The organism is Enterobacter cloacae complex sp. P43RS (assembly GCF_014930585.1).
Lineage (GTDB): Bacteria > Pseudomonadota > Gammaproteobacteria > Enterobacterales > Enterobacteriaceae > Enterobacter > Enterobacter bugandensis.
Genome location: NZ_JADBRJ010000003.1, coordinates 127,254 through 141,108 on the forward strand (window position 1 = coordinate 127,254; position 13,855 = coordinate 141,108).

General features: G+C 58.8%; 10 protein-coding genes. 8 read left to right on the top strand and 2 right to left on the bottom strand.

The genetic code is table 11. From position 1 onward, the window contains the following. The first annotated feature begins 86 nt into the window (after positions 1 to 86). The 7 genes from phoB (at position 87) to IM294_RS07645 (ending at position 11,325) form a co-directional block, all read left to right on the top strand. Complete coding sequence (gene phoB, locus IM294_RS07615) at positions 87 to 776, top strand: phosphate response regulator transcription factor PhoB (RefSeq protein WP_008503265.1); 690 nt, start codon at positions 87 to 89, stop codon at positions 774 to 776. A gap of 21 nt (positions 777 to 797) precedes the next feature. Further along, entirely contained in the window at positions 798 to 2,093 is a 1,296-nt protein-coding gene (phoR, locus tag IM294_RS07620; RefSeq protein ID WP_047363942.1) for a phosphate regulon sensor histidine kinase PhoR, read from the top strand. A gap of 409 nt (positions 2,094 to 2,502) precedes the next feature. Further along, positions 2,503 to 3,822: a branched-chain amino acid transporter carrier protein BrnQ gene (brnQ, locus tag IM294_RS07625; protein WP_028012134.1), complete on the top strand. Its 1,320-nt coding sequence runs from the start codon at positions 2,503 to 2,505 to the stop codon at positions 3,820 to 3,822. 81 nt (positions 3,823 to 3,903) lie between these two features. Further along, entirely contained in the window at positions 3,904 to 5,277 is a 1,374-nt protein-coding gene (gene proY / locus IM294_RS07630) for a proline-specific permease ProY (protein WP_126818295.1), read from the top strand. Between the two features lie 141 nt (positions 5,278 to 5,418). Next, positions 5,419 to 7,236 carry a maltodextrin glucosidase gene (malZ, locus tag IM294_RS07635; RefSeq protein WP_126818296.1) on the top strand — a complete coding sequence of 606 codons (1,818 nt, stop codon included), beginning with the start codon at positions 5,419 to 5,421 and terminating at the stop codon, positions 7,234 to 7,236. A gap of 85 nt (positions 7,237 to 7,321) precedes the next feature. Next, positions 7,322 to 9,943 (top strand): DUF2339 domain-containing protein, encoded by a 2,622-nt coding sequence (locus tag IM294_RS07640; protein ID WP_126818297.1) that lies wholly within the window; start codon positions 7,322 to 7,324, stop codon positions 9,941 to 9,943. After that, a complete protein-coding gene (locus IM294_RS07645; protein ID WP_126818298.1) occupies positions 9,940 to 11,325 on the top strand; it encodes a DUF3999 domain-containing protein in 1,386 nt (461 codons plus the stop codon). The genes IM294_RS07640 and IM294_RS07645 overlap by 4 nt, the downstream gene beginning before the upstream one ends. 43 nt (positions 11,326 to 11,368) lie before the next feature. On the opposite strand, the gene IM294_RS07650 is transcribed toward IM294_RS07645, so the two are convergent. Next, positions 11,369 to 11,971, bottom strand: coding sequence for a peroxiredoxin (locus IM294_RS07650; protein ID WP_008503347.1), 603 nt, complete (start codon positions 11,969 to 11,971; stop codon positions 11,369 to 11,371). A 127-nt stretch (positions 11,972 to 12,098) separates the two neighbouring features. Further along, complete coding sequence (gene acpH / locus IM294_RS07655; RefSeq protein ID WP_041911095.1) at positions 12,099 to 12,680, bottom strand: ACP phosphodiesterase; 582 nt, start codon at positions 12,678 to 12,680, stop codon at positions 12,099 to 12,101. A gap of 92 nt (positions 12,681 to 12,772) precedes the next feature. Between acpH and queA the strand changes: the two genes are divergently transcribed. After that, a complete protein-coding gene (queA, locus tag IM294_RS07660) occupies positions 12,773 to 13,843 on the top strand; it encodes a tRNA preQ1(34) S-adenosylmethionine ribosyltransferase-isomerase QueA (protein ID WP_047367601.1) in 1,071 nt (356 codons plus the stop codon). Positions 13,844 to 13,855: the final 12 nt, after the last annotated feature.

Below are 13,855 nucleotides of genomic sequence, written 5' to 3' on the forward strand. Positions count from 1 at the left end.
GTTTTTCATAAATCTGTCATAAATCTGACGCATAATGGCGCCGCATTACAAACTTGTAACTTAAATAAGATAAGACAGGGCAAAGTATGGCGAGACGTATTCTGGTCGTAGAAGATGAAGCTCCAATTCGTGAAATGGTGTGCTTCGTGCTCGAACAAAATGGCTTCCAGCCGGTTGAAGCGGAAGATTATGACAGCGCGGTGAACCAGCTGAATGAACCCTGGCCCGATCTGATTCTGCTTGACTGGATGTTGCCCGGCGGCTCCGGACTGCAGTTTATCAAACATCTGAAGCGTGAAGCGCTGACCCGCGACATTCCGGTGGTGATGCTCACGGCGCGCGGAGAGGAAGAGGATCGCGTGCGCGGTCTGGAGACCGGCGCGGACGATTACATTACCAAGCCTTTCTCCCCGAAAGAGCTGGTTGCCCGCATTAAGGCCGTCATGCGCCGTATTTCCCCGATGGCGGTGGAAGAGGTGATCGAGATGCAGGGCCTCAGCCTTGACCCAACGTCACACCGCGTGATGACCGGCGAAAATCCCCTCGACATGGGGCCTACCGAATTTAAACTCCTGCACTTCTTTATGACCCATCCGGAACGCGTTTACAGCCGCGAGCAGTTGCTGAATAACGTCTGGGGAACTAACGTGTATGTCGAAGACCGGACGGTTGACGTACATATCCGCCGCCTGCGAAAAGCGCTGGAACTGAGCGGCCACGATCGCATGGTACAGACGGTCCGCGGTACGGGTTATCGTTTCTCGACCCGTTTCTGAATAATGACAGGAGTGTGACGCGTGCTGGAACGTCTGTCATGGAAAAGGCTCGTCTTTGAACTGATCTTATGCTGTATTCCGGCCCTTCTTCTGGGGGCCTTACTTGGGCATCTGCCGTGGTTTCTGCTGGCGGCGGTCACCGGGCTGTTAGCCTGGCATTTCTGGAACCTGCTGCGTCTCTCCTGGTGGCTGTGGGTGGACCGCAGTATGACCCCGCCGCCGGGAAGCGGCAGCTGGGAGCCGCTGCTGTACGGCCTGCACCAGATGCAGATGCGTAATAAAAAGCGTCGCCGCGAGCTGGGAAGCCTGATCAAACGCTTTCGCAGCGGCGCAGAGTCGCTGCCGGATGCGGTGATCCTGACGACAGAAGAAGGAACTATTTTCTGGTGTAACGGGCTTGCGCAACAGCTGCTGGGCCTGCGCTGGCCGGACGACAATGGTCAGAACATCCTTAACCTTCTGCGTTATCCCGAGTTCACACTGTATCTGAAAAAGCGTGATTTCACCCGTCCCCACAATCTGAAGCTGAATAACGGTCGCCATCTGGAAATCCGCGTGATGCCCTACAGCGATCGCCAGTGGCTGATGGTGGCGCGCGACGTGACCCAGATGCACCAGCTGGAAGGGGCGCGTCGTAACTTCTTCGCCAACGTCAGCCACGAACTACGCACCCCGTTGACCGTGCTGCAGGGCTACCTGGAGATGATGCAGGAGCAAACCCTGGAAGGCGCGCCGCGTGAAAAAGCGCTGCATACGATGCGCGAGCAAACGCACCGTATGGAAGGGCTGGTGAAGCAGCTGCTGACGCTGTCAAAGATTGAAGCGGCGCCTTCTCTTGCGCTGAATGACACCATTGATGTGCCAATGATGCTGCGCGTCGTCGAGCGTGAAGCGCAGACGTTAAGCCATAAAAAACATCAGCTGACCTTTGACGTCGACAACACGCTGAAGGTGCTGGGCAGCGAGGATGAACTGCGTAGCGCCATCTCCAACCTGGTGTACAACGCGGTAAACCATACGCCGGAAGGAACGGATATCGTGGTGCGCTGGCAGCATACGCCGGCAGGCGCCGAGTTTAGCGTTGAGGATAACGGGCCGGGGATCGCCCCGGAGCATATTCCGCGCCTGACCGAGCGCTTCTACCGGGTGGATAAAGCGCGATCGCGGCAGACGGGGGGAAGCGGCCTGGGGCTGGCGATTGTGAAACACGCGGTGAATCACCATGAAAGCCGTCTTGATATCCAGAGTACCCTGGGTAAGGGAACCCGCTTTAGTTTCGTTATCCCGGAACGATTAATTGCCAAAAAGAGCGCCTGACGGCAGGCGTGTCATTTTACCTTTCCACGGGTCAGCCATCGCTGGCCCGTTTGCTTTGCAGTCAAGCGAAACGCGTGTGAATTTTATACGGTTGGCTGTTTTTTGTTCGCATGATTAGCCATGGGTTTTTCCTATAATTAGCGCATTGTTCTGGTGCGCGTTTTCATACTGGCATATTGTTCTGGTTTTGCGATCCCTCCTTGCCTTTAAACGTTATAAGCGTTTAAATTGCCCCCCAGATACTGTCAGACCGACTGTATTTGCGTGGTAAATCGAAAAACTATTCTTCTCCACGCCAGGACGGGAGCATTTCCCGCTGAAATTGAGCAAATTTTCGGCTGTATTTCCCGTCAGGGAAATCGAAAAATCTCAACGTTTTCAACACCACATCCACAGGCAGTAAGGTTTTATGACCCATCACTTAAAATCGCGTGACATTATCGCGCTGGGCTTTATGACATTTGCGCTGTTCGTTGGCGCAGGCAACATCATTTTCCCTCCAATGGTTGGCTTACAGGCGGGTGAACACGTCTGGACCGCCGCGTTTGGTTTCCTGATTACTGCCGTGGGCCTGCCGGTACTGACCGTTATCGCACTGGCGAAAGTCGGTGGCGGCGTGGATAGCCTTAGCACCCCGATTGGCAAAGTGGCTGGCGTTCTGCTGGCTACCGTCTGCTATCTGGCCGTTGGTCCGCTGTTTGCCACCCCGCGTACCGCGACTGTTTCCTTCGAAGTGGGCATCGCCCCGCTGACCGGCGACGGCGCGATGCCGCTGTTCATCTACAGCCTGATTTATTTCGCCATCGTGATTCTGGTTTCCCTCTATCCGGGCAAGCTGCTGGACACGGTAGGTAACTTCCTGGCGCCGCTGAAAATTGTAGCGCTGATCGTGCTGGCCGTGGCGGCCATCATCTGGCCAGCCGGCCCGATTAGCGACGCGATGGATGCCTATAAAAACGCCGCGTTCTCTAACGGCTTTGTGAACGGCTACCTGACGATGGATACGCTGGGCGCGATGGTGTTTGGTATCGTTATCGTTAACGCCGCGCGTTCCCGCGGCGTGACCGAAGCGCGTTTGCTGACCCGTTATACCATCTGGGCTGGCCTGATGGCCGGTGTGGGTCTGACGCTGCTGTATCTGGCGCTGTTCCGCCTGGGCTCTGACAGCGCGATGCTGGTTGATCAGAACGCGAACGGTGCGGCTATCCTGCACGCTTACGTTCAGCACACCTTCGGTGGGGCGGGCAGCATGCTGCTGGCGGCGCTGATCTTCCTGGCGTGTCTGGTAACCGCGGTTGGCCTGACCTGCGCCTGCGCAGAGTTCTTTGCGCAGTATCTGCCGCTCTCTTACCGTACCCTGGTGTTTATCCTCGGTATCTTCTCGATGGCGGTATCTAACCTCGGTCTGAGCCACCTGATTCAGGTCTCTATTCCGGTGCTGACGGCGATCTATCCGCCGTGCATCGTGCTGGTGGTGCTGAGCTTCACCCGTCCGTGGTGGCATAACTCCTCACGAATTATTGCGCCAGCCATGTTTATCAGCCTGATTTTTGGTATCCTTGACGGGATTAAAGCATCAGCGTTCGCTGAAATTCTGCCAGCCTGGACACAGCGTCTGCCGCTGTCCGAGCAGGGCCTGGCCTGGCTGATGCCTACCGTTGTTGCACTGGTTCTGGCGGTTATCTGGGACCGTGCTGCAGGGCGTCAGGTCACATCGAACGCTCATTAATCAACGGCAACAAACTGTTTAACCACGGGGCTTAAGGCCCCGTGGTTTTTTGTTTTTTTCGTGTTGAATGGCAAGATTTAAATGGAAAGCACTAACAAACTTAAACGTGGATTGAGCACGCGCCACATCCGCTTTATGGCGCTGGGCTCTGCTATCGGCACCGGTCTTTTTTATGGCTCGGCAGATGCCATCAAAATGGCCGGTCCAAGCGTGCTGCTGGCTTACATCATCGGCGGCGTGGCGGCGTATATCATCATGCGCGCCCTCGGTGAAATGTCGGTTCACAACCCGTCTGCCAGCTCTTTCTCCCGCTACGCGCAGGAAAACCTCGGCCCGCTGGCAGGGTTTATCACCGGCTGGACCTACTGCTTCGAAATTTTGATTGTGGCGATTGCCGACGTAACCGCATTCGGCATCTACATGGGCGTCTGGTTCCCAGCGGTGCCGCACTGGATCTGGGTGCTGAGCGTGGTGTTGCTCATTTGCGCCGTCAATCTGATGAGCGTGAAGGTGTTCGGCGAGCTGGAGTTCTGGTTCTCCTTCTTCAAGGTCGCGACCATCATCATCATGATTGTGGCGGGTTTCGGGATCATCATCTGGGGGATTGGCAACGGCGGCCAGCCGACCGGCATCCATAACCTCTGGAGCAACGGCGGCTTCTTCAGCAATGGCTGGCTCGGGATGGTGATGTCGCTACAGATGGTAATGTTCGCCTACGGCGGCATCGAGATTATCGGCATCACCGCCGGGGAAGCGAAAGATCCGGAGAAATCCATTCCGCGCGCCATCAACTCGGTGCCGATGCGTATTCTGGTGTTCTACGTGGGTACGCTGTTCGTGATTATGTCCATCTACCCGTGGAACCAGGTGGGCACTAACGGTAGCCCGTTTGTCCTGACCTTCCAGCATATGGGCATTGCCTTTGCTGCCAGCATTCTCAACTTTGTGGTGCTGACCGCGTCGCTTTCGGCCATCAACAGTGACGTCTTTGGCGTGGGCCGCATGCTGCACGGCATGGCGGAGCAGGGCAGCGCGCCGAAGGTGTTCGCCAAAACTTCACGCCGCGGCACGCCGTGGGTGACGGTGGTGGTGATGACCGTAGCGCTGCTGTTCTCGGTTTACCTGAACTACATCATGCCGGAGAACGTCTTCCTGGTGATTGCGTCCCTGGCGACCTTCGCGACCGTGTGGGTGTGGATCATGATCCTGCTGTCGCAGATTGCCTTCCGCCGCCGTCTGTCGCCGGATGAGGCGAAAGCGCTGAAGTTTAAGGTGCCGGGCGGGGTGGCGACGACCGTGGTCGGGCTGATCTTCCTGGTGTTTATCATTGGCCTGATTGGCTACCATCCGGATACCCGCATTTCCCTGTACGTGGGCTGTGCGTGGATCGTTCTGCTGCTGATCGGCTGGGTGTTTAAGTGCCGCCGTGACCGTCAATTGGTAGAAGCACAGTAATATTTTTATCCCCCCTCCCTCGCGGGAGAGGGGATTTTTGCCTCCTCCCCCGTCCTCCTCCCCCAATAAATCTCGTCATGGTGAGCTATCCTTAACCACCCTGTGGCAAGGTGACGTCAATTTCATCAGAGGGGATTCGTGATGTTAAACGCCTGGCACCTTCCGGTTGCCCCATTTGTTAAGCAAAACAAAGACAACCTTGTGATTACGCTCTGGCTGGCGGGTGAAAATCAGCCGGAACGCGTGACGCTCCGCGCCGAAATTGATAACGAAGAGACCGGGCTGAAAATGCACAAGCTGCGCAGCCAGCCGCAGCCGGGGATTACGGCGTGGCGGGCGAATATCGATTTGCGCACCGGGCAGCCGCGTCGTCGCTATAGCTTTAAGCTTTTGTGGAACAACCGCCAGCTGTGGTTTACCCCGCAGGGGTTTAGCCGTTTCCCACCGGCCCGGCTGGAGCAATTCGCCGTCGATTACCCGGATAACGGCCCGCACTGGGTTAACGATCAGGTCTTTTATCAGATTTTCCCGGACCGCTTTGCGCGCAGCGAAAAACGCACCGCCGGCCAGGACAAGGTCTATTACCATCATGCCGCGGGTCACGACATCATCCTGAAAAAATGGGGTGAACCGGTGACGGCGCAGGCGGGCGGCTCGACGTTCTACGGCGGCGATCTCGACGGCATCAGCGAAAAGCTGCCGTACCTGAAAAAACTCGGCGTGACGGCGCTGTACCTTAACCCCGTGTTTAAAGCCCCGAGCGTACACAAATACGATACCGAAGATTATCGCCACGTTGACGCGCAGTTTGGCGGTGACGAGGCGCTGCTGCGCCTGCGTAAGAAGACCCAAAAAGAAGGCATACGCCTCATTCTGGACGGTGTCTTCAACCACAGCGGAGATTCGCACGCGTGGTTTGACCGTCATAACCAGTCGATGGGCGGAGCATGTCATAACCCGGATTCGCCGCAGCGCGACTGGTACAGCTTTAGCGAGGAGGGCCGCGCGCTGGACTGGCTGGGCTACGCGAGCCTGCCGAAGCTGGACTTCCAGTCGCCGTCACTGGTGAACGAGATTTACGGCGGGGAAGACAGCATCGTGCGTCACTGGCTGAAGGCGCCGTGGAATATGGACGGCTGGCGTCTGGACGTGGTGCATATGCTCGGTGAAGCGGGCGGGGCGCGAAATAACCTTCAGCACGTGGCCGGGATCGCGCGTTCGGCGAAAGCGGCTCAGCCGGAGGCGTTTGTCTTTGGCGAACACTTTGGCGACGCGCGCCAGTGGCTGCAAAACGATGCCGAAGATGCGGCGATGAACTATCGCGGCTTTACCTTCCCGCTGTGGGGATTCCTGGCTAACACCGATATCTCCTACGATCCGAACCATATCGACGCCGAAACCTGCGCCGCGTGGATGGATAACTATCGCGCTGGCCTGTCGCATCAGCAGCAGCTGCGGATGTTTAACCAGCTCGATAGCCACGATACCGCGCGCTTTAAATCCCTGCTCGGCAAGGATGTGGCGCGTCTGCCGCTGGCGGTCACCTGGCTCTTCACCTGGCCGGGCGTACCGTGCATTTACTACGGAGACGAAGTGGGGCTGGACGGCAACAACGATCCGTTCTGCCGCAAAACCTTCCCGTGGGAGGCAGAGAAACAGGATAAGGTACTGTTCAGCCTGTATCAGCGGCTGGCGAAGCTGCGCAAACAGAGTCTCGCCCTGCGCTACGGCGGCTGTCAGGTGGCGTACGCACACGATAATGTGGTGGTCTTTGTCCGCGTCTATAATCAGCAGCGCGTGCTGGTGGCGATTAACCGGGGCGAGGCCTGCGAAGTGGTGCTGGATGATTCGCCGCTGCTTAAGGTGGCGACGTGGACGAACAAAGAGGGCAAGGCGACGATACAGGATGGCGTGCTCGCGCTGCCTGCGGTATCCGCGACGGTCTGGCTCGGCAGCTAATGCGCTAAAGTTTCCCCTTTTAAGATGGCGCAAATGCAACGATTTGTGTCAATCTTAACGGATCGTTTACGGTGAAGGTGGAAACATGGACGAGCTTTACATCCTTGGCTGTTTATTCCTGGTTTTTGCGCTGCTGGTTGCGCCCGTGCTTGCGGTTATCGGGTTTAATCGAAGCACGGCGGCGCAGCAGGAGATTGCCCGGCTACGCCAGCGCATTGAGGTGCTTGAGCAGCGCGGCGCAGCTCAGGTAGCGCCGGAGACAGAACAGGTGCAAGCGGTCACTCCGGCTGTCGTGACCGCGCCTGTGGCTGAGGACGCGCCCGCGCCTGTCGATCCCTGGCGTCCCGACATTCCCGCAGCCGAGGCAAAACCCGCTCCGGCCCCTGCGCCTGCGGCTAAACAGCCTTCTGCCTTTGGTGGCATAGTGACGTCGCTGACGCGCTGGTTTATGCAGGGTAATCCCCTGGCGAAGCTTGGCATTCTGCTGCTCTTCCTCGGCCTCTCTTTCCTGCTGCGCTATACCGTTGAACACTCCCTGTTCCCGCTTGAGCTACGCCTGGTAGCGACGGCGCTGTTTGCCATCGTGCTGCTGGCGGTTGGGTGGCGGCTGCGGCACAAGCAGCCGATCTACGCGCTTATCTTACAGGGCGGGGCGACGGGCATTCTCTACCTGACGGTCTTTGGCGCCTTCCGGCTCTGGCAGATGCTGCCGATGACGCTGGCCTTTGCGCTACTGGTGGTGATTTGCGCCGCGAGCGTTGGGCTGGCCGTGCTGCAGAAAGCGCTGAGCCTTGCCATGCTGGCGAGCCTCGGCGGGTATCTTGCGCCGCTACTACTATCTACCGGGGGCGGCAGCTTTGTGGCGCTGTTTTCCTTCTATCTCCTGCTTTCCATCGGCATTCTCGCCATCAGCATCTGGCAGCACTGGCGCGAGCTCAACCTGCTCGGGCTGCTCTTTACCTTTGGCGTGGGCGGCCTGTGGGGGCTAAGTGAGTACCAGCCTGAAGACTATTGGATCTGCCAGCTGTTCCTGATTGCCAATACGCTGATATTCGGCGTGCTGAGCGTGGCGCTGTCGCTGCGGGCGCAGGAAAAAGGAAAGCAGATTATTGACGGCGTGCTGCTGTTTGCCCCGCCGCTGATAGGCTTTGGGATGCAGTACGGTATGACCCGGCACTGGGAATATGGTCCGGCCCTGAGCGCTTTGGGATACGGCGCATTTTATCTTGCCCTCGCTTTCCTTGCGCTGCGCCGCTATCCGTCCATCGGGCGACCGCTGGTGATGGCGGCGCTGGCGATCGGCGGCGGGTTTGCCACGCTTGCGATTCCGCTCGCGCTCTCCGCGCGGTGGACGGCGATGGCCTGGGCGCTGGAGGGGCTGGGCATCCTCTGGCTGGGCGTGCAGCAGCACCAGCGGCGCATGAGCTATAGCGGGACGGCGCTGCTGGTGCTGGCGCTCGGCAGCGCGCTGTGGGCGCAGATGAACGGCGTTACGCCGCTGAGCCTGCTGCTTATCTTCGCCATCCTCAGCCTTTGCTGGCTGGCTGCGGCCTGGCTGTGGCGGAACCTCTTTCTGCCGGTTAGCTGGGCGCTGCTGGCAGGCGGGCTGCTGTTCTGGCTCGTGGCGCTATTTGGCGTGTCGCGGCTGGTGTTGAAGCAGGAACTGCCTGTTCTGGCAGGCGTGCTGGCGCTGACGGCGGCGTCGGTCTGGGGCTGGCGTCAGGCTGCCGCTCGTCTGGCGTGGCGGGAGCTGGATGCCAGCAAATGGCTGCTGTGGCCGCTGATGCTGGTGATGGTGGGCTATCAGCTCTCGCACCAGCAGATGTTTGCCGCCGGCTGGTCAAATCTGGCCTGGGGTATTGCGCTTCCCGCCGCGCTGATGCTGCTGCGGCGCGACGGCGCCCGTTTAGCGCCGCGCATCTCTATGGGGCTGCATCTGGCGCTGTTCTGGATGATATTACTGGCGCTGGCGGCGGAGCTTTACTGGTTTGCCCGGTCGCTGCCGTGGGGCATGGCGGCCTGGGGCAGCGGGCTGGCGATGGCAGCAGGCGGCGGGGTGATTATGGCGCTCTCTGCGGCGGTGCGCCGTCGCGGGTGGCCGTTCCGGGAGTGGCCCGCGCTCTACGCGTGCATAGCACCGATCCCCGTGCTCGCGGCGCTGCTGGTATTGCTGGTGGTGACCAATTTCCAGGACGGCGTGGTTTATCGTCAGACCTGGCTGCCGCTGGTGAACCCGCTTGAAGAAGGCGCGGCGTTCGCGCTGCTGGGGCTGGTGGTCTTTTACCGGGCGGTGGATCGCTACTACCCGACGCAGCTCTCGCAGGCCCGTCCGTGGCCTGCCGTCGCGATTATGGCGTTTGGCTTCTGGTGGCTTAACGGTGCGTTGATGCGCGCCCTGGCCTGGTGCGGCGACGTGGCCTGGAATATGGCGTCGCTGTGGGATTCGCGGCTGATCCAGACCACGTTTGCCCTGTTCTGGATGCTGAGCGCGCTGGTGATCATGGTCCACGCCACCCGTAGGGCTTCCCGTCAGGAGTGGCTTGGCGGTGCCGCGCTGCTGGGCGTGGTGATGGTTAAACTGATGCTGGTGGACAGCGCGGGTGGAGGCGGTCTGTCGCGTGCGGTGGCGTTTATCGGCGTGGCAATACTGGTGCTGATCGTGGGGTATTTCTCGCCGCTACCGCCCAAAACAGGAGATGAAAAATGAAATGGATGAAAGCGGTAGCTTGTACCGCTCTGCTGGCGCTTGCAGGCCCGGCGTTCTGCGACGAGGTACAAACGGAATCGCCCCGGGACTATGCCTTTGGCCGCTCGCTGGATACGTCTGCTCCTTCCCAGTGGTATCGGGTGACGCTGCCGCTCGCCGTCTATACGCAGAGTACGTCGCCGGATCTGCATGACGTTCGCGTCTTTAACCAGTCGGGCGAGCCGGTTCCTTTCAGCCTGGTCACCGCGACGCGTCCGCAGGTGGCAGCGCAATCCACGGCGCTGCGCCTCTTTCCTCTGGACGCCTCACCGCTTGCGCCTGCACGTGGGGATGAGGGCAGCGATAAGATCCTGCTCCGTTCCGGAAACGGCGTAGAGATTGTGCTGGAGGGGCAAAAAGCCGCCGCAGCCGGGCAGCATTATCTGCTGACCCTGCCGGAGCAGGCTACGGGTGAGATTGCCCTGTCCCAGCTGCAGCTGCTCTGGAATACCCCTCAGGCGCCGTGGCAGGGAACGGCGTCGGTCTACTACAGCGAGGATCTTAAGCGCTGGTATACCCTGCGCGAGGATATGCCGCTGCTGGACGTGATGAGCGGGCAGGATCGTCTTAAGCTCGATCGGATCGATACCGATATCGTTTTGTCTCCCGATACGAATCGCTATCTCCTGGTTGTGCTGAATGCTCAGAGCCAGGGGGTGACCTTAACCGGCGTTAACGCGATTAGCGCCCCTGCGCGGGCGACGCCGGACGCGATCGATCTTGAGGGGGTAGGGGAGCAGCTATCGACAAGCGAAGCGCAGTGGCACTGGGCGCAGCCGCAGCCGCTGAGTGCTATCAGCATTTTACTGAATGGCGACGGCGTCCTTCCCGTGGAGATAGCGTGGCGGAGTACGGAAAAAGACATATGGCACTCCCTGAAAAAAGAGGTGCTTTACCGTCTGGAGGGCAAAACGTCTCCACCGGTTTCGCTTAGCGGAGGCCTGGTGCAGGCGGTGAAAATCACGACGCTGAATGCGCGCCTGCCGGAATACCTGCCGGGCGTCACCGGGCATCGTGACCGCTATGATCTGGTGTTCAACGCGCAGGGAAAAGCGCCATACGTGCTTGCCTGGGGCAATGGCGCTGCAAAGCCTGCCAGCGTGGAACCTGACATGCTGATCCCCGCCGACCTGCGCAAAACCTATGATATGGAGCGCCTGCCGCAGGCCGACATTCTGGATGATGTCGCGTTAGGCGGCGAGGGGCGTCTGACCGCTACCTCTGCGTCCGAGCGGGAGAGCCGGATGAACGCGCTGCTGGTGTGGGGCGTGCTAATTGCGGGCGTAATTCTGCTGGCGGGAATGGCCTGGCGCATCTGGCGAGAGACGCAGCGTAAGGCATAAAAAAAGGCCCGCATAAGCGGGCCTTCTTCGTAAACCGTGCCGATTACAGGCTGGATACGTTCTCTGACAGGTATTTAGCAACGCCGTCTGGGGAAGCAGCCATACCTTCTTTACCTTTTTCCCACTGAGCCGGGCACACTTCGCCGTGCTCTTCGTGGAACTGCAGCGCGTCAACCATGCGCAGCATTTCGTCGATGTTACGACCCAGCGGCAGATCGTTCACAACCTGGTGACGAACGATGCCGTTTGCGTCGATCAGGAAGGAACCGCGCAGCGCAACGCCAGCGTCCGGATGTTCGATACCGTAAGCCTGCTGGATTTCGCGTTTGATGTCCGCAACCATTGCGTATTTCACCGCACCGATGCCGCCTTTGTCGACAGGGGTGTTACGCCATGCGTTGTGTACAAATTCAGAGTCGAAGGAGACGCCAACCACTTCCACGCCACGCTTCTGGAATTCTTCATAACGTTTGTCGAACGCGATCAGCTCAGACGGGCAAACGAAAGTGAAGTCCATTGGCCAGAAGAACAGAACGGTCGCTTTACCGTTGGTGTGCTGTTTGAAGTTGAAGTTTTCAACGATTTCACCGTTGCCCAGAACTGCTGCAGCTGTAAAATCCGGAGCCGGACGAGTTACCAGAACCATATGATTCTCCTGTAGATACTAAGGTTATTTGGAACGCAACGCGAGCCAGTATAGAGAGTGTTCGTGGATAAGACAAAGAGGTGGTGACAATCGTTCCGCCAGCTTTTACCTATCAATGATCGTGCTGTCAGAGCTGCTTGTTTTTCGCCTGCGCCATCATGCGCGGATAGAACTGCCAGAATTGGCTCTCCAGCGCATCGTAATGCTCATCCAGGTCGTACCAGGAGTCGCGCAGCGCATCCAGCCGCGGGCGACGGCTCGCCATGCCATTCAAGACATTCTGGATAAAGTCCATCTCGCGATAGCGCTCCAGCCAGCGTTCCGACCACAGGTAGTTATTCAGATTCACAAAGCGCGGCGGCGAGTCGGGCAGAATGATCGACACCTGCTGGTGGGCGTAGCGCACAAACGCCGGCAACGGCATCTCCGGCGAGAGCTGTTCCCAGTGGCGAGACAGGAAATGGTCCCACATCACGTCGAGCGTGATCGGCGCAACGCGGCGCGTTTCAGGGCGAAACCACGCTTTCGCTTCCGTCACCTCGGGCAGATTATCAGTGATGACATCAATGCGGCGGTGCATAAAAATCCCGTCGACAACCTCGGGAGAATACGCTTCAGCGGGGTTGCCGCGCACGAAATCGGCCAGCAAATTGCCGGAAAGGGAGCTGTCAGCGAGGTGAGCGAGATGCAGGTGAGCGAGAAAATTCATGCGTTTTATTTGTCCAGTGGCGGCTAGTTGTTGCAGCAAAAGGGTGTGAGCACTAGACTATGCCGCCTGTTTTTAAGTCACGAGTATACGTCATGCGCGTCGCCGATTTCTCCTTTGAACTACCTGAATCCCTGATTGCTCACTATCCCATGCCTGAGCGCAGCAGCTGTCGCTTACTGTCACTGGATGGGCCAACGGGCGAGCTGACGCACGGTACTTTCACCGATTTGCTCGACAAGCTCAACCCTGGCGATCTGCTGGTCTTTAACAATACCCGCGTGATCCCGGCGCGCCTGTTTGGCCGTAAGGCCAGCGGCGGCAAGATTGAAGTGCTGGTCGAACGTATGCTCGATGATAAACGTATTCTGGCACATATTCGCGCTTCCAAAGCGCCGAAGCCGGGCGCGGAGCTGCTGCTGGGTGATGACGAAAGCATCAAGGCGACCATGACCGCGCGCCACGACGCGCTGTTCGAGGTGGCGTTCGACGACGAGCGCACGGTGCTCGATATCCTGAACGCCATCGGCCATATGCCGCTGCCGCCGTACATTGAGCGCCCGGACGAAGAGGCCGACCGCGAGCTGTACCAGACCGTCTACAGCCAGAAGCCTGGCGCGGTCGCGGCGCCAACCGCAGGTCTGCACTTTGATGAACCGCTGCTGGAAAAGCTGCGCGCGAAGGGCGTTGAGATGGCGTTTGTGACGCTGCACGTTGGCGCGGGCACCTTCCAGCCGGTGCGCGTGGACAGCATTGAAGACCACATCATGCACTCCGAGTATGCCGAAGTGCCGCAGGATGTGGTGGACGCGGTGCTGGCGGCGAAAGCGCGCGGTAGCCGCGTCGTGGCCGTCGGTACGACGTCCGTGCGTTCACTGGAAAGCGCCGCGCAGGCTGCAAAGCGCGATCTTATCGAGCCGTTCTTTGGCGATACGCAGATCTTCATCTACCCGGGCTATCAGTACAAAGTGATTGACGCGCTGGTGACCAACTTCCATCTGCCTGAATCGACGCTGATTATGCTGGTCTCTGCGTTTGCGGGTTATCAGCATACGATGAATGCGTACAAGTCTGCGGTAGAACAAAAATATCGCTTTTTTAGCTACGGGGACGCGATGTTTATCACGTACAATCCGCTGGCTTTGAATGAGCGTGTCGGGGAATAAGTCCGCGGCACC